Annotated in this window: 21 protein-coding genes, 1 tRNA gene and 1 rRNA gene; 17 read left to right on the forward strand and 6 right to left on the reverse strand. The window is 43.3% G+C overall.

The window, feature by feature from the left end; all coding sequences use genetic code 11:
• Nucleotides 1-190 precede the first annotated feature (190 nt).
• From rrf to Xsto_RS01275, 3 genes are all read left to right on the forward strand, one after another.
• Nucleotides 191-306, forward strand: a 5S ribosomal RNA gene (gene rrf / locus Xsto_RS01265).
• Between the two features lie 52 nt (nt 307-358).
• Nucleotides 359-435, forward strand: a tRNA-Asp gene (locus Xsto_RS01270).
• 360 nt (nt 436-795) lie between these two features.
• Nucleotides 796-1,584: an endonuclease/exonuclease/phosphatase family protein gene (locus tag Xsto_RS01275; protein WP_099123954.1), complete on the forward strand. Its 789-nt coding sequence runs from the start codon at nt 796-798 to the stop codon at nt 1,582-1,584.
• Between the two features lie 89 nt (nt 1,585-1,673).
• Here Xsto_RS01275 and Xsto_RS01280 read toward each other — a convergent pair whose 3' ends face one another.
• Nucleotides 1,674-3,059: an amino acid permease gene (locus Xsto_RS01280; protein ID WP_099123871.1), complete on the reverse strand. Its 1,386-nt coding sequence runs from the start codon at nt 3,057-3,059 to the stop codon at nt 1,674-1,676.
• A gap of 204 nt (nt 3,060-3,263) precedes the next feature.
• Here Xsto_RS01280 and queE point away from each other — a divergent pair, with 204 nt between their 5' ends.
• Nucleotides 3,264-3,935: a 7-carboxy-7-deazaguanine synthase QueE gene (queE, locus tag Xsto_RS01285; protein ID WP_099111061.1), complete on the forward strand. Its 672-nt coding sequence runs from the start codon at nt 3,264-3,266 to the stop codon at nt 3,933-3,935.
• A 57-nt stretch (nt 3,936-3,992) separates the two neighbouring features.
• Here the strand turns inward: queE and queD are convergent, their stop codons facing one another.
• The gene (gene queD, locus Xsto_RS01290; RefSeq protein ID WP_099111062.1) at nt 3,993-4,355 is read right to left on the reverse strand and encodes a 6-carboxytetrahydropterin synthase QueD; all 363 of its coding nucleotides are present in this window, start codon (nt 4,353-4,355) and stop codon (nt 3,993-3,995) included.
• A gap of 257 nt (nt 4,356-4,612) precedes the next feature.
• Here queD and cysJ point away from each other — a divergent pair, with 257 nt between their 5' ends.
• The 3 genes from cysJ to Xsto_RS01305 all read left to right on the forward strand — a co-directional run bounded on the left by cysJ (nt 4,613) and on the right by Xsto_RS01305 (nt 8,955).
• Entirely contained in the window at nt 4,613-6,430 is a 1,818-nt protein-coding gene (gene cysJ / locus Xsto_RS01295; protein WP_099123872.1) for an NADPH-dependent assimilatory sulfite reductase flavoprotein subunit, read from the forward strand.
• A gap of 63 nt (nt 6,431-6,493) precedes the next feature.
• Nucleotides 6,494-8,224: an assimilatory sulfite reductase (NADPH) hemoprotein subunit gene (gene cysI, locus Xsto_RS01300; protein ID WP_099123955.1), complete on the forward strand. Its 1,731-nt coding sequence runs from the start codon at nt 6,494-6,496 to the stop codon at nt 8,222-8,224.
• Nucleotides 8,221-8,955 carry a phosphoadenylyl-sulfate reductase gene (locus Xsto_RS01305; protein WP_099123873.1) on the forward strand — a complete coding sequence of 245 codons (735 nt, stop codon included), beginning with the start codon at nt 8,221-8,223 and terminating at the stop codon, nt 8,953-8,955. Before cysI ends, Xsto_RS01305 begins: the two co-directional genes overlap by 4 nt.
• A 307-nt stretch (nt 8,956-9,262) precedes the next feature.
• Here Xsto_RS01305 and Xsto_RS01310 read toward each other — a convergent pair whose 3' ends face one another.
• Together Xsto_RS01310 and Xsto_RS01315 are read right to left on the reverse strand one after the other, a co-directional pair.
• On the reverse strand, nt 9,263-9,688 hold the full coding sequence (locus tag Xsto_RS01310) for a hypothetical protein (RefSeq protein WP_099122801.1): 426 nt from the start codon (nt 9,686-9,688) through the stop codon (nt 9,263-9,265).
• Nucleotides 9,685-10,038: a hypothetical protein gene (locus Xsto_RS01315; RefSeq protein WP_099123874.1), complete on the reverse strand. Its 354-nt coding sequence runs from the start codon at nt 10,036-10,038 to the stop codon at nt 9,685-9,687. The genes Xsto_RS01310 and Xsto_RS01315 overlap by 4 nt, the downstream gene beginning before the upstream one ends.
• Before the next feature lie 517 nt (nt 10,039-10,555).
• Here Xsto_RS01315 and Xsto_RS01320 point away from each other — a divergent pair.
• Nucleotides 10,556-10,990, forward strand: coding sequence for a hypothetical protein (locus Xsto_RS01320; RefSeq protein ID WP_099123875.1), 435 nt, complete (start codon nt 10,556-10,558; stop codon nt 10,988-10,990).
• A gap of 124 nt (nt 10,991-11,114) precedes the next feature.
• Here the strand turns inward: Xsto_RS01320 and Xsto_RS21350 are convergent, their stop codons facing one another.
• Entirely contained in the window at nt 11,115-11,288 is a 174-nt protein-coding gene (locus Xsto_RS21350) for a hypothetical protein (protein WP_169926574.1), read from the reverse strand.
• 24 nt (nt 11,289-11,312) lie between these two features.
• Between Xsto_RS21350 and Xsto_RS01325 the strand changes: the two genes are divergently transcribed.
• The 9 genes from Xsto_RS01325 (at nt 11,313) to truD (ending at nt 19,816) form a co-directional block, all read left to right on the forward strand.
• On the forward strand, nt 11,313-12,014 hold the full coding sequence (locus tag Xsto_RS01325) for a hypothetical protein (RefSeq protein WP_169926575.1): 702 nt from the start codon (nt 11,313-11,315) through the stop codon (nt 12,012-12,014).
• Nucleotides 12,015-12,368: 354 nt separating this feature from the next.
• Complete coding sequence (cysG, locus tag Xsto_RS01330) at nt 12,369-13,832, forward strand: siroheme synthase CysG (RefSeq protein WP_099123877.1); 1,464 nt, start codon at nt 12,369-12,371, stop codon at nt 13,830-13,832.
• A gap of 21 nt (nt 13,833-13,853) precedes the next feature.
• Nucleotides 13,854-14,780, forward strand: coding sequence for a sulfate adenylyltransferase subunit CysD (gene cysD / locus Xsto_RS01335; RefSeq protein WP_280176238.1), 927 nt, complete (start codon nt 13,854-13,856; stop codon nt 14,778-14,780).
• A 34-nt stretch (nt 14,781-14,814) separates the two neighbouring features.
• The gene (gene cysN, locus Xsto_RS01340; RefSeq protein ID WP_099111069.1) at nt 14,815-16,257 is read left to right on the forward strand and encodes a sulfate adenylyltransferase subunit CysN; all 1,443 of its coding nucleotides are present in this window, start codon (nt 14,815-14,817) and stop codon (nt 16,255-16,257) included.
• A 39-nt stretch (nt 16,258-16,296) separates the two neighbouring features.
• On the forward strand, nt 16,297-16,923 hold the full coding sequence (gene cysC / locus Xsto_RS01345) for an adenylyl-sulfate kinase (protein ID WP_099123956.1): 627 nt from the start codon (nt 16,297-16,299) through the stop codon (nt 16,921-16,923).
• 192 nt (nt 16,924-17,115) lie between these two features.
• Nucleotides 17,116-17,436, forward strand: a complete 321-nt coding sequence (gene ftsB, locus Xsto_RS01350) for a cell division protein FtsB (protein WP_099111070.1) — start codon at nt 17,116-17,118, stop codon at nt 17,434-17,436.
• Between the two features lie 72 nt (nt 17,437-17,508).
• Nucleotides 17,509-18,294, forward strand: coding sequence for a 2-C-methyl-D-erythritol 4-phosphate cytidylyltransferase (gene ispD, locus Xsto_RS01355; RefSeq protein ID WP_099123879.1), 786 nt, complete (start codon nt 17,509-17,511; stop codon nt 18,292-18,294).
• The gene (gene ispF / locus Xsto_RS01360; protein WP_086955344.1) at nt 18,291-18,764 is read left to right on the forward strand and encodes a 2-C-methyl-D-erythritol 2,4-cyclodiphosphate synthase; all 474 of its coding nucleotides are present in this window, start codon (nt 18,291-18,293) and stop codon (nt 18,762-18,764) included. The genes ispD and ispF overlap by 4 nt, the downstream gene beginning before the upstream one ends.
• A gap of 2 nt (nt 18,765-18,766) precedes the next feature.
• The gene (gene truD / locus Xsto_RS01365) at nt 18,767-19,816 is read left to right on the forward strand and encodes a tRNA pseudouridine(13) synthase TruD (protein ID WP_099123880.1); all 1,050 of its coding nucleotides are present in this window, start codon (nt 18,767-18,769) and stop codon (nt 19,814-19,816) included.
• Nucleotides 19,817-19,899: 83 nt separating this feature from the next.
• Here the strand turns inward: truD and Xsto_RS01370 are convergent, their stop codons facing one another.
• Entirely contained in the window at nt 19,900-20,643 is a 744-nt protein-coding gene (locus tag Xsto_RS01370) for an SDR family NAD(P)-dependent oxidoreductase (RefSeq protein ID WP_099111073.1), read from the reverse strand.
• Between the last annotated feature and the right edge of the window lie 81 nt (nt 20,644-20,724).

The following is a 20,724-nucleotide window of genomic DNA, read 5'->3' on the forward strand; positions in this document are numbered from 1 at the left end:
AGGACGTAGATAGGCTGGGTGTGTAAGCGTTGCGAGACGTTGAGCTAACCAGTACTAATGAACCGTGCGGCTTAACCTGACAACACCGAAGGTGTTTTGCGGGGATTGAGAGCAAAGACAAAGTTTCAGATGAAAAAATGACCGAAAGAAGACGGTCAAACAGCTTGTTCGGGATTGAAAACAGGATTTGTCTGGCGGCAATAGCGCGGTGGTCCCACCTGACCCCATGCCGAACTCAGCAGTGAAACGCCGTAGCGCCGATGGTAGTGTGGGGTCTCCCCATGTGAGAGTAGGGAACTGCCAGACATCAATTTAGACGTGTTGCCAGCCCAAAAGGCAGCATGAAGCAGTATTCGGTGGTGCGGTAGTTCAGTTGGTTAGAATACCGGCCTGTCACGCCGGGGGTCGCGGGTTCGAGTCCCGTCCGCACCGCCACCGATTTAGAGAAACCCCTGAGAGAAATCTCAGGGGTTTTTTCTATTTCAGCCATTTTTATCAGTATCTTGATTCGATTCTCAATCAGCCCTTCTATATACTCGAGTATTGGAATACCGCCTCATCAATAACTTGCTACCAGATGCGTTACTTTTTTAATAAATGGAAAAGATTTCCTGTATAAAATCTATTCTGGCATTTACTCTTACAATTCATACTTTGTTTTTAGTACGTTTTTAGTACTAAGGATTGCAATCAATTATAGAGGTGTCATATTAATGAAGGCCGATGCATTAAGGTAGGTTGGGGTGCAATTTGATAAGAAATAGGTATGTAAGAAGAGCCCGTGAGAGAAAAAATCTGGCTCATAAAAATTATGCAGTAAGGTATATCGCAGGGCAGCCTGTAGAGAGGGTTTTTCCTACTTCCACGCGATTACTTGAAGAAGCACTCTTGCCATGTGGAGAGCCATTTTTTTCTGATAATAATGTGTTTTCTGTTGCTATTTGGAATATCCATAAACAGCAACGCCCACGGTGGCAAAGTGTTTTATCTTCCTTAATTGAAAAAAGTGATCTTATTTTACTGCAAGAAGCGCAAACAACACCTGACTTACTGAAATTCATCACAGCCAGTGGTTTGGTTGCAGATCAAGTACCTGCATTTGCTATTCCTCAGCATCCATCGGGTGTGATGACATTAGCCTCTTCTTCTCCTATCTATTGTTGTCCGTTAAGGGAAAAAGAACCTATATTAAGGCTTTCTAAATCATCTCTTATTACTATGTACCCTTTAGTTGATGAACAGCAGCTGATGGTGGTTAATGTACACGCTATTAATTTCAGCCTTGGCGTTGACGTTTATAGTCGGCAGTTGGATAACATTGGTATCTATATTAAGTTACATGATGGGCCAGTGATATTTGCCGGTGATTTTAATGCTTGGAGTCGTCGACGATTCAGAGTGCTGGAGCGTTTTGCTCAACGTATGGGGTTAAAAGAAGTTTACTTTAACGACGATCATAGAACAATTGTATTTGGTAAACCCCTAGACTTTGTTTTTTATCGTGAATTAACTGTCCAGAGTGCAACCGTTTTAACAACGATTGCTTCTGATCATAACCCGCTTCTTGTCCGATTTTCGTTATAAGTTACGAAGATCTTCAATTAATTAAGCGTGGTGAAAGGTAAAAAAGAGCAAAACGCCGGAAATTGCTCCGGCGTTTTCAGAGACCAATTTTATTGGCTAGCACGGTGAGATGTGGCAAGTTTTTTCTTTATGCTGAAAAAATAGGCAATGGTCAGGATGATCACCCAGCCAGCGCCAATGTATAAAGCATCTCTCGTTTGCTCAAAATACCCGAGTAGCAGGATAATTACACTCATAAAAATAATCGTAATTATGGGAGCAATGGGCCACATTGGAACCGGAAATTTCAAGGTTCTGACCTCTTCTGCACTCATTTTGCGACGCATAGCCACATGAGAAAGCAGAATCATCAACCACACCCAGACAGTGGCAAATGTAGCGACGGATGCAATAAGAATAAAAATATTGCCGGGAAGCAGCCAATTTAGCATGACTCCGAGCAGCAGAACCACAATCATGACCAAAACAGTCATCCATGGAACCCCATTTCGGGTCAGCTTTTTAAATGCCTCAGGTGCTTGTCCTTCCTGAGCCATGCCATACATCATTCGTCCGGCACCAAAAATATCGCTATTGATGGCTGAAATGGCAGCAGTAATAACAACAACATTCAGAACATGCGCAGCCGCACTGATTTTCAGATCAGAAAAAATCTGTACAAATGGGCTTCCATTCTGACCAATCTGATCCCACGGATAGATACACATCAGGATACATAAAGTCAGGACATAGAAGATTAAGATACGGAAGGGAACAGCATTAATCGCTTTAGGAATTGTTTTTGCCGGATCTTTTGCTTCACTGGCAGTGATACCAATGACTTCTATTCCACCGAAAGCAAACATCACAATAGCCAATGAAGCAACCACTCCACTGATGCCATTCGGCATAAAACCGCCATGTTCCCATAAATTAGCGATCCCGGTGGCATGCTCTGTTGTCTGGCCAAAACCAAAGATCATAATTGCAAGACCACCAATGATCATGGCAATAATGGCAGTGACCTTAACGATAGAAAGCCAGAACTCCATTTCACCGAAAATCTTCACATGACATAGATTCAGCGCACCAATAAAACAGACGATACTCAGAACCCAAATCCATTGATCAACATCGGGGAACCAAAATTTCATGTACAAGCCGAATGCAGTGATATCAGCGAGGCAAACAAACAGCATTTCAAGAACATAGAGCCAACCTGTCAGGAAACCGGCTAATGGGCCCAGATAATGGCTGGCATACTGCGAAAAAGAACCGGAAACAGGATGGTGAACGGCCATTTCGCCGAGTGCTCTCATCACCATAAATACGGCAGCACCGCCAATCAAATATGCCAGCAATACAGCCGGTCCTGCTTGTTGTATTGCAGCTGCTGAGCCATAAAACAGCCCTGTGCCTATTGCAGAGCCTAAAGCCATGAAGCGGATATGCCTCACACTCAGACCCTGTTTAAGCTGATTTTCATTGTCTTGCATTCGTTAATCCCATCTATCTTTCATGCCAGAGAGTATTTTCAGGCATACAATGCTATTTCAGGCATATGCTATTTCAGGTATACAATGCCCTGTCTGGTGTCAGATACCAGCAAAAGCAACCTCGTACGATACCATAAAGATGGATGTCCGCGGGATAGATATCTGTAATAATAACGGGCAGTTTATTAAAACCAGAGTTTTTTTATGATTTACCCAATAAATGAGATGTTTCAGACTTTGCAGGGAGAAGGTGTGTTTACCGGTGTTCCTGCTGTTTTCATACGATTACAGGGATGTCCGGTAGGGTGTAGCTGGTGTGATACCAAGCATACTTGGGAAAAAGAAGCTGATAAGCAGCAGTCGATGGAGAACATACTGGTAAAATCGCAGGATAGCGATACCTGGGGCGCTGCCACACCAGAGCAAATCATTAATTTGTTCACTCGTCAGGGATATACTGCTCGTCATATCGTAATTACGGGTGGAGAGCCGTGTTTGTATGATTTACGTCCCCTGACGGAATCACTGGAAAATGCAGGTTATCAGTGTCAGATAGAAACGAGTGGTACACACGCGATCCACTGCACTGACAAAACTTGGGTAACCGTTTCACCGAAAGTGAAAATGCGTGGCGGATACAAAGTATTGCCTGAAGCGATGAATCGCGCAAATGAGATTAAGCACCCTGTCGGGCGTGAGCGCGATATTGAATCATTGGATGATCTATTGACTATGCTTGATGAAAATAACAGACCGGTTATTGCCTTACAGCCTATCAGTCAGAAAGAAGAAGCAACCCGCTTGTGTATTGAAACCTGCATTGCCCGTAACTGGCGTTTCTCGATGCAGACGCACAAATACTTAAATATCGCTTGATGTGCGTTTGGCGCTTATTTATTGTGCATTCAGCACCAAAATTTGGTGCTGAATGTCTTACTTTCCACGATAGATACAACCGGCACTACAGGTTTCTTTAACCATAACGGCGCTGAGCTGTGGCAAAGCAGGTTGTAACTCTCTCCAAATCCATTGAGCCAGCACTTCGCTGGTTGGGTTTTCCAGACCGGGGATCTCATTGAGATAATGGTGGTCCAGCCGCTCCCAAATTGGCTTGAAGATGGCTTTCACATCGGCAAAGTCCATGAGCCATCCGCTATGAGGATCAATCTCACCGGTGATTTCCAGACGAACCATAAATGAATGCCCATGCAAGCGACCACATTTATGTCCTTCAGGAACATGTGGCAGGCGATGCGCCGCTTCAAATTGAAAATCTTTAAAGATGGTAGTGCTCATAATACTTTTTCCTGAATTCAAAAGGCCGGCTATTCTACCTGAACTTTCGCGCCTAACGTGATTTTTCTGTAGAAATAAAATCCAGCGTTTAACAACTTTATCGATATATTAAATCTGTAAATAAAGTTAGGTAATTTAGTTATTAGATATTGCTAACCTTTCTTTAAGTCCGACGCCTGTTCTAGGATAACCTTATGATTACTCCATGTTTGTGACTGTTAATCATGGGTATTGGCTATAGCAAAGGGCACTGGATAATGACTGCAAAACCACCTTCAACTGCATTACTACCTGTATCTCAGGAACAATTGTCACGCCTGCAATCAGAGGTTAGTGATTTTTCTCCACATCAACTGGCTTGGTTATCAGGCTATTTTTGGGGAATGTTGAATTCTCAACCGCAAACCAACACGGTAGCATCAGTGTCAGGAGTACCTGAACCTGAACAGGAAACCGTGACACTGATTTCGGCTTCTCAGACGGGTAATGCAAGGCGTCTGGCAGAACAGCTCAGAGACGCTTTACTGGCGCAGAATTTGAGTGTGAATTTAGTTAATGCTGGTGATTATAAATTCAAACAGATCGCAAAAGAGCGCGTATTGATCATTATTGCCTCAACGCAGGGTGAAGGTGAACCTGCCGAAGAAGCTGTAGCACTACATAAATATCTGCATTCCAAAAAAGCAGCTTCGATGAAAGAGACGGCTTACGCTGTATTTGGCTTAGGAGATACCTCCTATGAACATTTTTGCCAGTCCGGTAAAGATTTTGACCGCCGCCTGAGTGAATTAGGTGCTCAGCGATTACTGGATCGCGTTGATGCAGATGTGGAATATCAGGATATATCTACACAATGGTGTCAACAACTGACCGATATTCTGAAGCAACGCTTACCATCTCCGGCAAATACAGCAATAGCCACAACAAAGACAGCAGTGGCCGCTGGTACTGTTCTTTCCAGCCCTTATAGCAAAGAAGCGCCATTGACTGCTTCTCTGCTGGTTAACCAGAAAATTACCGGACGCACATCGGATAAAGATGTCCGCCATATTGAAATTGATCTGGGGGATTCTGGTTTGCGTTATCAGCCCGGTGATTCATTGGGAGTTTGGTTTGAAAACGATCCGGGATTGGTTGATGAATTGATTGGCTTGCTTCATCTGGAAGGAACTGAAACTGTCACAGTACATGGAAAGTCACTTGCTTTGCGTGAGGCTTTGACCAGCCATCTTGAACTGACACAAAACACGGGTGTTATTGTCGAAAAATATGCTGCCCTGACGAAAGATGAAAATTTGCTTGCTTTGCTCTCCGAAAAATCAACGTTGCAACAATATGCGCAAAAAACGCCTATCGTGGATATGGTCAGGCAGGCAGCTCAGCAACCTGAAGCTCAGCAATTTATCGATATATTACGTCCATTAACTCCACGCCTATACTCCATTTCCTCTTCTCAGGATGAAGTCGAAAATGAAGTACATATTACCGTTGGTGTTGTTCGTTATGACATAGACGGTCGCGCCCGTACCGGAGGAGCATCAGGTTATCTGGCTGATCGGTTACAGGAAGATGACAACATCCGTGTCTTTATTGAGCATAACGATAACTTCCGCTTACCCGCTGACCCACAAACCCCGGTGATCATGATTGGCCCCGGCACCGGAGTGGCTCCATTCCGGGCATTCCTGCAACAACGGGATAATCAGGGTGCTGAAGGTAAAAACTGGCTGTTCTTTGGTAACCCTCATTTTGTAGAAGATTTTCTGTATCAGGTGGAATTTCAGCGTTATGTCAAAGAGGGGTTACTTACCCGTATTGATTTGGCATGGTCGCAGGATCAACAGCATAAAGTGTATGTGCAGGATAAGCTGCGTGAGCAGGGCGAGGAAATCTGGCGCTGGATTAGTGAGGGAGCACATTTATACATTTGTGGAGATGCCAATCGTATGGCAAAAGATGTCGAGCAGGCATTGCTGGATATCATTTCACAACAGGGTGGTATGGATGTAGAGCAGGCGGATGAATTCCTAAGTGAACTGCGCCTTGAACGTCGTTATCAGAGAGATGTTTACTAGCAAAAATAACGAAAAACTATAAGCAATAAAAACCAACGGGCAATGAAAACGATCATGAAAACAATGAGCAATGAAAAACAAGGTCCTTTGATTGTTGAAGGTAAACTCGCTGACAGTGAACGTATGAAGTCAGAAAGCAACTACTTACGTGGGACGATCAGCGAAGATTTAAAAAATGGGCTGACAGGCGGGTTTGAGGGGGATAATTTTCTCCTCATCCGTTTTCACGGTATGTATCAACAGGATGATCGTGACATTAGAGCTGAGCGTGCGGAACAAAAACTGGAACCCCGCCATGCTATGATGCTGCGCTGTCGTCTGCCGGGAGGAATTATTACTCCGCGCCAATGGCTGGGCATTGATCAGTTTGCGACAGAGAGCACGCTGTATGGCAGTATCCGGTTGACTAACCGTCAGACATTCCAGTTTCACGGCATCCTGAAAAACAACGTCAAACCGGCGCATCAATTACTGTCTCAAATGGGATTGGATTCACTGGCAACCGCCAACGATGTTAACCGTAATGTACTGTGTACCTCTAACCCAGTACAGTCGGCTTTGCATCAGCAGGCTTATGAGTGGGCGAAGAAAATATCCGAACACCTCCTGCCACGTACTAACGCGTACGCTGAGATCTGGCTGGATAAAGAAAAAATCGCAACAACCGACGAAGAGCCGATCCTCGGTAAAACGTATCTACCGCGTAAATTCAAAACATCAGTCGTGATCCCACCACAAAATGATGTTGATCTGCATGCCAATGATATGAACTTCGTTGCTATTGCAGAGAATGATCAGTTGATCGGCTTTAACGTGCTGGTGGGTGGCGGATTAGCCATGACTCATGGTGATAAAAACACCTTCCCACGTCTGGCGAGTGAATTTGGCTATATTCCACTGGAGCATACACTGGCAATTGCTGAGTCCATCGTGACAACACAGCGTGACTGGGGTAACCGAACTGAACGCAAAAACGCTAAAACCAAATATACCCTTGAGCGTGTTGGCGTTGAAACTTTCAGGCAGGAAGTTGAAAAACGTGCAGGTGTGAAATTTGAGCCAGTCCGTCCTTATGAATTTACCGGACGGGGCGATCAGATTGGCTGGTTGAAAGGTATTGATGATCAATGGCATTTGACCCTGTTTATTGAAAACGGCCGCTTGCTGGATTACCCGGACAAACCACTAAAAACCGGCGTGGCAGAAATCGCCCGAATTCACAAAGGCGATTTTCGTCTTACCGCCAATCAGAACCTGATAGTAGCAGGAGTGGCGGAAAGTGAAAAAGCGCGTATTGAATCTATTGCCCGCGAGCATGGCCTTATTGATGACGGCGTGACGTCACTGCGTCACCATTCTATGGCGTGTGTTTCGTTTCCGACTTGCCCTTTAGCGATGGCAGAAGCGGAACGTTTCCTGCCAACTTTTGTGGATCATGTCGATGCGTTAATGGCAAAACATGGCGTTAGCCATGAGCATATCGTGTTGCGTGTTACAGGTTGCCCCAATGGATGTGGTCGGGCGATGTTGGCAGAAATCGGGCTGGTGGGCAAAGCGCCTGATCGCTATAACCTGCATCTTGGTGGAAATCGTAATGGTAGCCGAATTCCTCGTATGTATCAGGAAAATATCACCTCTGCTGAGATCCTGACCATTCTGGATGAATTTATTGGTCGTTGGGCTACAGAGCGTAATGAAAATGAAGATTTTGGCGATTTCCTGATCCGAACTGACATTATCAAACCTGTATTGAACTCAGCTATCGACTTTTACGACTGGCAGGAAGCAGTATGAGCCAGCCACATTTAGCTGAGTTACTGGTTTTGTCTCCTGAGCAGCGCACAGAAGCGCTCGCTGAGACAAACCAACAACTAGAGTTACTGGATGCCCGTCAACGCGTCCTATGGGCACTGGAGCATCTGCCCGGTGAGTTCATCCTTTCATCCAGTTTTGGTATTCAGGCGGCAGTCTGCCTGCATCTGGTCACGCAGGAATACCCTGATATTCCGGTTATCCTGACGGATACCGGCTACTTGTTCCCAGAAACTTATCAGTTTATCGACAAACTGGCTGATAAACTAAACCTGAACCTGAAAATATTTCGTGCAGAACAAAGCCCGACTTGGCAGGAAGCGCACTATGGCAAACTGTGGGAGCAGGGCGTTGATGGGATTGAACGTTATAACCAGATTAATAAAGTTGAGCCGATGAACCGTGCGCTGAAAACATTGGATGCGCAGACATGGTTCGCAGGATTACGTCGCCAGCAATCAGAAAGCCGCGCTAACTTGCCAGTGCTGGCAGTGCAACGCGGTGTTTACAAGATACTGCCGATTATCGACTGGGACAATCGCAAGATACATCAATACCTGACAGAGTATGCCCTTGAATATCATCCTTTATGGGATCAAGGCTACCTTTCTGTCGGGGATACCCATACGACGCAAAAATGGGAACTGGGTATGAGTGAAGAACAAACCCGCTTTTTTGGCCTGAAGCGGGAATGTGGCTTGCATGAAGGCTGAGTTCCTTTTGAACTTTTGGAATGGCCGAATTATTCGGCCATTCTCAAATTCAAATATTCAGTTATAGCTAAAATCAGTTATCACAATGCCCTTCTTTAGTAAGGTGCATGTCCATCTCCATCTTAGATTCTTCTTGCTCCTTTGTTCAATATACTCAAACTGGCGTCTTAAAGTTAAATTAGTACACTCCAAATTTAGCTGGTGTGAGTATAGATGCCACTATTCCCTTGGAATAATAGAAAGCTATAATAACAATCATGGAAGGCCTGATTAATTAAATCATCATCTGAAAAAGGTATAGAAGAAACTACAAAGGTACCCCGAATTTGTGTGTGTACCATAATATTCCGAAGTATTTCTTTGTATAATCTACCCAGTCATTATCTTCAGCGTTTGTGGACTTCTCTTTGATAGACATACCACCAACCGGATCACCATGAAAAATAAACAACGGATACATGTCCTGTGTTACACACCACCCTATCCATGGTATAGGGTTCTCAAATATAGCTTTTTTATCTTGGCAATATTTTTCCAAATATTGAAAAACATCAGTGTCAGTATGAAGTGTTACAATAGCTCCTGCACTTACCATTGAGCTTGGTCTCTCTGAGTATTTACTTTCAACGGCACTTACAATCCCATTTACAGGAGGTGTTCCTACTCTCAATCTACCATTAACACAACCAACCAATAAACAAGAAACTAAAAAAGTGATTAATAGTGACTTCATCTTTCTCTCTTATTATATTCAGACCATAGATAAGGATAAAACTCTTTTGAAAATGTTGTCCATTCATTATCAGAAACAAAATTTTGTTTTTCAAATATCCCCATCGTTCCCAATTTTGCATCTATATCTGTTCTACTTATAATAAATAAAGGAATTTTATCCTTTGTTATACACCATCCTGAGTATATAGTGTATTGTTCAAAATTTGCATTTTTATTTTTACAATACTCTTTAATTCTATTAAATAATATTGGCTTAACATGGAGGTCTACACTTTTAATGAATTTAAATCGATGTGTAGAATATTGTGGGTACTCTGATTCTAAAAAACTTATAACTCCATTATCCAATGGTTCTCCTTGTTTGAAAGTTACGCATCCAGATAACAAAAACATTACAAAAATTGAGGTTATTATTGGGCGCATTGCATATTTCTCTTAAAATAATTAATTTTTTCCATTGAAGATTCCTTTTGTGATAACTATTTTTTAATAAATTCAGTTTGAATTTACCAAGTTGATTTGGATTTTATTTTATCTTTCCTATGATTTTTTTCAAGTTATAGTTGCTGTTAATAAGCGGATTCTTAGCATATTATTGTTCAAAATAACTTTTGTTTACCTATATTAGGTGGTAAGGGAATGGAATTATATGTGTCATATATAACCACCTCCGTTAATAGATTGAATGGTAAGTAATAAAACTTAGCAATCCATACATTTAATAAATGAGAATATGATCAAGAAAAAATTTAGTGAAATAGATTATTCTGTTATTTTCAATAAATAATGGATAATGCATACAGACTCACTAAATTTTAATCGACAATATGAAAAGTGTAGCCTTAAGATAAATATTCGGAATAATATGAATAAAAATATTGATATTGGATATGTTAAATTATTATGGTTATATATACTATGCCAATTTCTAATTGGATGTGATAACTCCAATGCGAATTTTGATAATAGTGAACCATCTGAAATTCAGATAATTAAGGGCATACAAAACCACTTTGATTTGAATGCAATTGACAACAGAGTTCAAGAAATGCAAATTTTTTTGAATTCAGTAAAAAAATTAGATGATTGTGAATGGCTTGAAACAGAAGCTACTAAAATACGTTGTCCTGTAGACATAATTGTTAGTATGCAACTCAGCTCCAGAACCATCTCAAGACAATTTAAAATTAGACATAAAGTGCATCTTAGAGAAGATAATGGAAAATTAATTGTGGATGAAAAATTAAAAACAAAAATACGTCAAATGATAATCACTAACGGAGTTAATGCTAAGATGTAAACATATGGAAGATAATTGGTCTAATATATAATTTGCTTTTATGACAATTGATAAAAATAATGTTAAGGAAATGATGATTATGGAATCGATTAATTTATTTGGTCTATTTTTACTATGTATAGTTTTAATTGGTTGTGATAATACCAATACCAATACCAATACCAATACCAATACCAATACCAATACCAATACCAATACCAATACCAATACCAATACCAATACCAATACCAATACCAATACCAATACCAATACCAATACCAATATTCATTTTGCCGATGATGGTCCATCGGAAAGCCAAATATATGATGCTATTCAGGCTAGATTGAGTGAGTCTGAACCAAATAAGCCTATTCAAGAAGGGCCATTCTCTGTGGAGAGTGTAAAAAAAGTGGGAAATTGTAAACTATCTAAGGATGAACCCACCAAGATGCGTTGCCCTGTTGAGATGACCTTCAATAATGATCGTGGGCTAAATTCAGGGTCCAAACAAGGCTCATTTAAACGATTTAATTCTACTTTTAATTTTAAGGAGCAGATTGTTAGCCTAAAAATGTATATTTGGCAGGAAAATGGGAATTGGGTTGCGGATGATCAATTAAGATCACGAATACAAGCAGATACTTTGCTTAGCAAGGCTGGTGTTCGGGTTAGATACGCGGAAGATGTGGAACCTAATATCAGTACTCATTTTGATGATGGTGGTCCATCGGAAAGTCAGATATATAATGCTATCCAAGATCTTTATGATAAAACTGAATCAGATGGTGAAACTGAGAAAGAAGCATTTTTTTTGGAATCAGTAAAGAAAATAGGAAATTGTACACCCGTTGCGACTGAGCCGACTAAGATGAATTGTCCAGTGGATGTCACCGCAGGATGGCAAGGCGGAGCAAATTCTATTCCTCAAAAGTATACGTTTAATCAATATATATCTATCTGGCAGGAAAATGGTAATTGGGTTGCAGATAGCCGAGTAAAATCAAGAATACAGTTGGTGATGCTTTTCAGTATCAGGAAAGGTTAGTATGGGATTATTGTTGCTCCTAGTTCCCTAGTTTCGTAAGGATCCTTGATGAAAAAATGGTGTGTTAAGAGTGGATTGTTCTTTTTAATAGATAGTTAATTCTTTTAGTGTAAATCCTCGCCCAATGTGGCGGGGTATAAAAGAAAGAAGTGGGAGCCTGAAAATAAAAAAAAAAAAGTAGTCATTTTCCCCTGAATATTTATCATGTCACCATTTTATAACCCATTAAAAAACCTACCTTATACGATTCAGGAACTAATAATTACTTTTTGACATTTCATAACCCTATCACAGCCTCATATATTCATCTCTTAGATAATTATTAATAAATTAAATTCTGGATGGCATGTCATTGTGGATTACTTACCCTTATTTGTTGAGCTGAAGTCGCGTGCTGTTTTGCTGGTGGGAGGTGGCGAAGTGGCTTCCCGCAAGGCCAGCCTGTTATTGCGGGCCGGTGCGGCATTAACAGTCGTTGCTCCTGAATTACACACTGAATTGCAACAACGCCATCAAAAAGGGGAGTTTGAGTGGCGACAGGGTACATTCCGTACGGATTATCTTGATGGTGTATTTCTGGTGCTTGCAGCGACTGACGATCATGATTTAAACCAGGCTATTTTTACCGAAGCTAATCGCCGTGCCATTTTGGTTAATGTGGTAGATGATCAGTCACTGTGCTCAGCTATTTTCCCCTCAATTATTGATCGTTCTCCGGTTATGGTGGCGATCTCATCTGCCGGAAAATCCCCGGTATTAACACGGTTACTGCGGGAAAAGCTGGAATCGTTGTTGCCTTTTCATCTTGGTGCGATGGCAGAAATTGCCGGTCGTTGGCGTGGGAAGGTAAAACAGAGCCTGAATTCTCTGCGCCAGCGTCGCTATTTCTGGGAAAAAGCCTTTAGCGGGCGCTTTGCCACGCTAGTTGCTAATGGGCAGTTACAACAGGCTGAGGAGCAATTGGCTCAACAGATTGCCGATGAACAACAAAATCAAACCAGTAAACAAGGTGAGTTGGTATTAGTCGGAGCAGGTCCCGGTGATCCGGGTTTGTTGACGTTAAAAGGGTTACAGGTGATCCAGCAGGCTGATGTGGTGCTTTATGATCATCTGGTCAGCGATGAAATACTCGAATTAGTGCGTCGTGATGCTGACAAAATCTGTGTAGGCAAGAGAGCAGGTAGTCATTCTGTTGCGCAGGAAGAAACAAACGCTCTGATAGTCAAACTGGCACATCAGGGGAAAAAAGTGGTTCGCCTGAAAGGTGGTGATCCCTTTATTTTTGGTCGCGGCGGAGAGGAATTACAAGTTGCCGAATCTGCGGGTATTCCTTTTCAGGTTGTGCCCGGTATAACTGCCGCCGTTGGTGCTTCGGCTTATGCGGGTATTCCTCTGACACACAGGGAACACTCCCAAAGTGTCACGTTTATTACCGGGCATTGTCGCGAAAATGGCAATGAACTGGACTGGCCCGCACTGGCACGAGGTAACCAGACACTGGCAATTTATATGGGGATCATCAAGTCAGCCCTGATTAGCCAGAAACTCATTTCACATGGGCGGGATGCCAGTACACCGGTTGCTGTTATTGGCTGTGGAACCCGCGCTGAGCAACAGGTATTGACCGGAACCCTGTCCGAACTGGAGCAGTTGGCACAGGAAGCGCCATCACCAGCGTTGCTGGTAGTGGGAGAAGTTGCTCAGCTTCACCATCAATTAGCTTGGTTTGGGTTGAAATCGGTTGATCATCAAAATCCGGCAGAACATACAGAATCTACTGAGCCGGCAAATCGCCCTGCTGTTGTTGATTTAGCCTAATGAACTATTTATGGAAGAACTATTAATGGGGGAGCATTAATGGACAACAAAAGACTGACTCATTTGCAACAACTTGAAGCAGAAAGTATTCATATTATTCGTGAAGTTGCTGCCGAATTTACTAATCCGGTAATGCTTTACTCCATTGGTAAAGATTCTTCTGTGATGCTGCATCTTGCACGTAAAGCATTTTATCCGGGAAAGTTGCCTTTCCCGCTGCTGCATGTCGATACCGGTTGGAAATTCCGGGAAATGTATGAATTTCGCGATAAAACCGCAGAGAAATATGGTTTTGAATTGCTGGTCTATCGTAATCCGCAGGGTGAAGAATTGGGCATTAACCCCTTTATTCACGGTAGTGCCAAACATACCGATGTCATGAAAACGGAAGGCCTGAAGCAGGCACTGGATAAATACGGATTCGATGCCGCATTTGGCGGTGCCCGGCGTGACGAGGAAAAATCCCGCGCTAAAGAGCGTATTTATTCTTTCCGTGATCGCTCTCATCGCTGGGATCCGAAAAATCAGCGTCCGGAACTCTGGCGTAACTATAACGGCCAGATTAATAAGGGGGAAAGTATCCGAGTATTCCCGTTATCTAACTGGACTGAGCTGGATATCTGGCAGTACATCTATTTAGAGCAGATAGATATTGTTCCCCTCTACTTTGCGAAACCCCGCCCGATCGTTCAGCGCGATAGCACGTTGATTATGGTTGATGACAATCGTATCGATTTGAAAGCGGGAGAAGTTATCAGCCAGCGTAAAGTTCGTTTCCGGACGCTCGGTTGTTGGCCTTTGACTGGTGCCGTGGAATCGGAAGCGGAAACCCTGCCGGAAATTATCGAAGAAATGCTGATATCGACAACCAGTGAGCGGCAGGGGAGGCTGATTGATAGTGATCAGTCCGGCTCAATGGAGCTGAAAAAACGTCAGGGTTATTTTTGAGGCACAGCGTTATTTTTTTGAGGGGAGCATAAAAATGCCGGCACTCGCACATAATGAAGTCATCGCCAATCAAATCAGAGAGCAGGGCGGTGTTGAATCCTATCTGAGAGCACAACAGGAAAAGGGGTTACTGCGTTTTCTGACCTGTGGCAGCGTTGACGATGGCAAAAGCACGTTGATCGGTCGCTTGTTACACGATACCCGTCAGATCTACGAAGATCAGCTGGCGACTTTGCAAAATGACAGTAAACGGTTGGGAACTCAGGGAGAAAAGCTGGATCTTGCGCTTTTGGTTGATGGCCTTGCGGCTGAGCGGGAGCAGGGTATCACTATAGATGTTGCCTATCGTTACTTCTCCACGGAAAAACGCAAATTTATCATCGCGGATACGCCGGGGCATGAGCAATATACCCGTAATATGGCAACAGGGGCATCAACCAGTGATCTCTCTATTCTTCTGATCGATGCACGTAAAGGTGTACAGGAACAAACTCGCCGCCATAGTTTTATCAGTACGTTATTGGGGATCCGCTATTTGGTGGTGGCGGTAAATAAAATGGATCTGGTGGAGTACCGGCAGGGTATTTTCGATCAGATCAAACAGGATTATCTGGATTTTGCCAGCCAGTTGCCCACTGATCTGCAAATTTATTTTGTTCCTATCTCGGCGCTGGAAGGGGACAATATCGTCAGTCACAGTGAGAAAATGCCGTGGCACAGTGGAGCAACTTTGCTGGATCTCCTTGAAACAGTAGATGTACAGAAAAATGTTTCAGAGCAGCCTCTGCGCTTTCCGGTGCAATACGTCAATCGCCCTGATCTTGATTTTCGTGGTTATAGCGGCACATTATCATCGGGAATTTTACGTCAGGGGCAAAAAATTAAAGTGATGCCATCAGGCCGGGTTTCTACGGTAGAGAGGATCGTAACTTTTGATGGTGATTTGCCTTTTGCTGTACCGGGGCAGGCGATCACTATCGTTTTGAAAGATGAAATTGATATCAGCCGTGGTGATCTGTTGGTTGCAGTTGAAAACCAAATGACTGTAGCGCGCCATGCTCTGGTAGACGTTGTCTGGATGTCAGAAAAACCGCTGATTCAGGGGCAAAGTCTGGATATCAAGGTAGCAGGTAAAAAGAGCCGGGCAAAAATTGATAATGTCCGGTATCAGGTTGATATCAACAATCTGACCCAGAAAGTCGCGGTTGAACTGCCGTTAAATGCTATTGGGCTGGTGGAGTTTTCATTTGATGAGCCGCTGTTGATTGATAGTTATCAGCAAAGTGCGGATACCGGTGGCATCATTTTGATCGACCGCCTGACTAACGTTACCGTTGGTGCGGGGCTGGTGCGGGAAATTCAGACTGATGTCTATCAGGAGCCGCATGAATACAGTGAGTTTGAACTGGAGTTCAACCGGTTGGTGCGCCGCCATTTCCCACACTGGGGAGCACGTGATTTATTGGGAGGGAAGTAATTGGTTCAGGTCAGGGAGAATTCTCCCAATACTAATACTATTTCCCGCAATACGGTCTCCCACAATACGCTTTCACCTAATGTAGTCTGGCACTCACACTCTGTGGGCAGACAACAGCGGGAAGCAGTGAACGGGCATCCGGCTTTGGTTATCTGGTTTACCGGGTTATCCGGTTCAGGCAAATCAACACTTGCTGGGGTATTAGAACAGGCGCTGTTTTCGCAGGGGATCAAAACTTACTTATTGGATGGGGATAATCTGCGTCATGGGTTGTGCAATGATTTAGGTTTTTCTGAAGCTGATAGGCAGGAGAATATCCGCCGTGTGGGAGAAGTTGCAAAACTGATGCTTGATGCAGGGCTGGTGGTATTAACGGCTTTTATTTCTCCTAATCGTGCTGAGCGACAAAAAATACGGCAATCCATGAAACCAGAGCAATTCATTGAGGTATTTGTTGATACACCTCTGGAAATTTGCGAATCCCGTGATCCGAAAGGCCTATATAAGAAAGCACGAGCCGGAGAAATCCTGAATTTTACCGGCATTGATTCAGATTATGAGGCACCAGAACACCCCGATATTCATTTAGATGGTTCACAACCCATTGAGTTATTGATGGAAGAATTACTTATTTCGCTCAACGAAAGAAATATTCTGACTACCTGATATCCCATTTTTGTTTTCCATTCTCTGAACACATTTCCCGGACAAAGTAAAAACACATTATTGCGAGTCAGGTAATGTGTTCCTACACTCATGTCACTGCGTATTCTTTTGTGATCCATTTGTGATTCGTTTGTGATAGTGGCGTCATCCCCTGAGTTATGGGATGATTAGCGGGTTTTTCAGGGGGCGGAAATGGGTAAACTAACGCTACTATTACTGGTTTTACTTGGCTGGTTACAGTATTCGCTGTGGATCGGCAAAAATGGTATTCACGATTATATGCGGGTTAAGGATGAGGTTGCAAAACAAGAGAAAGACAACCTTTTTCTTAAGTCGCGTAATGACCAGCTATTTGCGGAAATTAAGGATTTGAAAGGCGGTCAGCAAGCAATTGAAGAACGTGCCCGTAATGAATTAGGTATGATTAAACCTGGTGAATCTTTTTATCGCATGGTACCGGATACAACGAAACAAAATGCACAACAGGCTTCAGGACAAAATAACGAGAAATAAAACAGTGAACAATAATTCAAATGAACTGCTCAACTCTTCACTCTCCTGCTGATATTTTTATAACTGAATTTTATGACTGAAATAGTTGCTTTAATCCCTGCTGCGGGTATCGGTAGCCGGATGAAATCGGAGTGTCCGAAACAATATCTCAGCATTGCCGAAAAAACGATTATTGAACATACACTCTCTGCACTGCTTGAACATCCCCGCATACAGCAGGCCATCGTTGTGTTACACCCTGCTGACAGACAATTTCACCAATTGCCTATCGCTTCTGATCCGCGTATTACAACAGTTATCGGTGGTGATGAACGCGCTGATTCAGTATTAGCCGGGCTGAATTATCTGGCCGGGTTGTCGCCGGAATGCCCGAATTGGGTTTTGGTTCATGATGCAGCTCGCCCCTGTTTGCATCGGAATGACCTTGATAACTTACTGCAATTGCTGGATGAGAAATCGGTTTCTTCTGTGTTGAATGGTGGGCCGTTTCATGACGAACGGTTTTGTGGGGGATTACTGGCCGCACCGGTCAGGGATACAATGAAACGCATGATGGTAGTTCCTTCGGGAAGAGTAGCTGAAACAGTACCACAGGCGGTCGATCACACTGTTGATCGCAGTGGTCTTTGGCATGCGTTGACTCCACAGCTATTTCCGTTGCAGTTATTACGCGATTGTCTGATGAAAGCCCTTGCCGAACAGGCCTGCATTACAGATGAATCTTCTGCGCTGGAATATTGTGGCTATCATCCAGCACTGGTCAGCGGTCGGGCGGACAATATAAAAGTAACTCAGCCGGAAGATCTGGCACTGGCTGAGTTTTACCTATCCCGAAAATCAAAGGAACGTATCTTATGAGAATTGGTCACGGTTTTGATGTACATAAATTTGGCGGAGAAGGGCCACTGATCATTGGTGGTGTCCGCATTCCTTATGAACAGGGGCTGATTGCACACTCAGATGGTGATGTTGCCTTACATGCTGCAACAGATGCTTTGTTGGGAGCGGCAGCATTGGGTGATATCGGCAAACTATTCCCGGATACTGACCCGGCTTTTAAGGGCGCAGATAGTCGTGAGCTGCTGAAAGAGGCTTATCGCCGCATTCGTGAAAAAGGTTATCGGATAGGTAATCTTGATATCACCATTATTGCTCAGGCACCTAAAATGTTACCTCATATTCCCCAGATGCGCGTCAATCTGGCAGAAGATCTTGAGTGCCATATGGATGATATTAACGTTAAAGCGACAACGACTGAAAAATTGGGATTTGTAGGCCGTAAAGAAGGTATTGCCTGTGAAGCGGTAGCTTTACTGGTGAAGGAATAAGCATGATATTGAGTGAATTACACTGGCTTTATGGGCGTCCGGAAGCCACTGGCGTTGTTAAATCGATCCCGGAAGATTTTATTGTACGGGAAGACTTAGGTTTTTCTCCTGATGGAGAAGGTGAGCACTTAATGGTGCATATCCGCAAGACAGGATGTAACACGCAGTTTGTTGCTGATAACCTTGCCCGTTTTGCCAAAATACCGGCACGTTCTGTCAGTTATGCGGGCTTAAAAGATCGTAATGCGGTGACAGAGCAGTGGTTCTGTTTACATCTGCCGGGAAAACAAGACCCTGATCTGTCTGTATTTCAGCTTGAAGGATGTGAAATACTGGCTACTGCTCGCCAGAAACGCAAACTGCGCATTGGTACGCTGAAAGGCAATGATTTTACACTGGTGTTGAGAGAAATTTCTGATCGTCAGGTAGTCGAAAAACGTTTAGAGCAGATAGCTCAGACAGGCGTCCCTAATTATTTTGGTGAACAGCGTTTTGGGCGTGATGGGCAGAATCTGGTTCAGGCGCAACGCTGGGCAACAAATGAAATACAGGTTAAGGAGCGTAATCGCCGTAGCTTTTACCTTTCTGCCAGCCGTAGCGCTATGTTTAACGCAATTACCAGTATACGTATCGGACGAGGCGAACATCGGCAAGTACAAAATGGCGACGCATTGCAGTTAACGGGGCGTGGCAGCTGGTTTGTGGCGGATGAATCTGAACTGGCTGTGTTACAGCAGCGGGTTATGGACGGTGAATTACAGATTACGGCGTCATTACCGGGTGATAAGGCATTGGGAACGCTACATCAGGCTTTGGATTTCGAACAGCAATGTTTACAAGATTATGAATCTCTTTGGGGATTGGTGAAACGTGAACATGTCGACAGTGCTCGCAGAGCGATGTTAGTAAAACCACTTAATCTGCACTGGGAATGGCTGGATGACCAAACGGTTACCCTTCATTTTTCTTTGCCATCGGGCAGCTTTGCCACCAGTGTTATCAGAGAGCTGATTAATCAGAAGCAAAACAATACGGCTGATATTTCTGAGTAATGGTTTTCGCCTGAGTATTACTTTAGATATTTCAAGTTGCAGCTTTGTCAGTAAGCTGCAACTTGAAAGTCGATGGAAGAGTATTACTGTGCGGTATATCCACCATCGACAAGTAATGTCGTGCCGGTAATAAATGAGGCATCATCACTTGCTAAGAATAATACGGCTTTCGCCACCTCTTCTGGTTTTCCTAAACGTCCCAGTGGATGAAGAGAAATAAGCTGCTCTTTTAGTTCTTCGGGGATCTTACTTAATAGCGGAGTGTTGATATAGCCGGGGCAAACTGTATTTACCCTGATATGGTTTTTGGCATAGTCAATCGCTAAAGTCTGGCTTAATAACTTTACGCCGCCTTTAGAGGCTGTATAAGCTGTAATGGCTTCGCGGCTGACAAAGCTGTGGATTGAACCACAGTTGACGATCACCCCGCCTGATTCTTGTTTAAGCATTTCATGGATAACAAACTTATCGCACAGAAAAACCCCGGTCAGATTTACATCGATAGTTTTCTGCCAGTTAGCAACCGTTAGTTTATCTGCACTGTTATCGGCGGCTATCCCTGCATTGGCAAATAAAACATCGATACGTTTAAATTTTTCAACTGTTTTCGAGACCATATACTTAATGCTCTCTTCGCTTGTGACGTCAGTTTTAATAAAGATACTTTCATTGCCTTTTGTATTAAGTTCCTCGGCAACTTTTTTCCCATGATCTGAGAAATCGGCAATCACAACATGAGCACCTTCGGCAGAAAATGCTTTTGCTGTTGCTTCACCAATTCCACTTGCTCCGCCCGTAATAATCACCACGCTATTTTGGAATCTCATATAAGCCTCTGTTATTACTATTGAATGCAAATAATAACTCTAAAGTGGTATTAACTATTCTAGGACAATATAATTACGTTA

Origin of the sequence: Xenorhabdus stockiae (genome assembly GCF_002632825.1) — a bacterium.
Taxonomy (GTDB): Bacteria; Pseudomonadota; Gammaproteobacteria; order Enterobacterales; family Enterobacteriaceae; genus Xenorhabdus; species Xenorhabdus stockiae.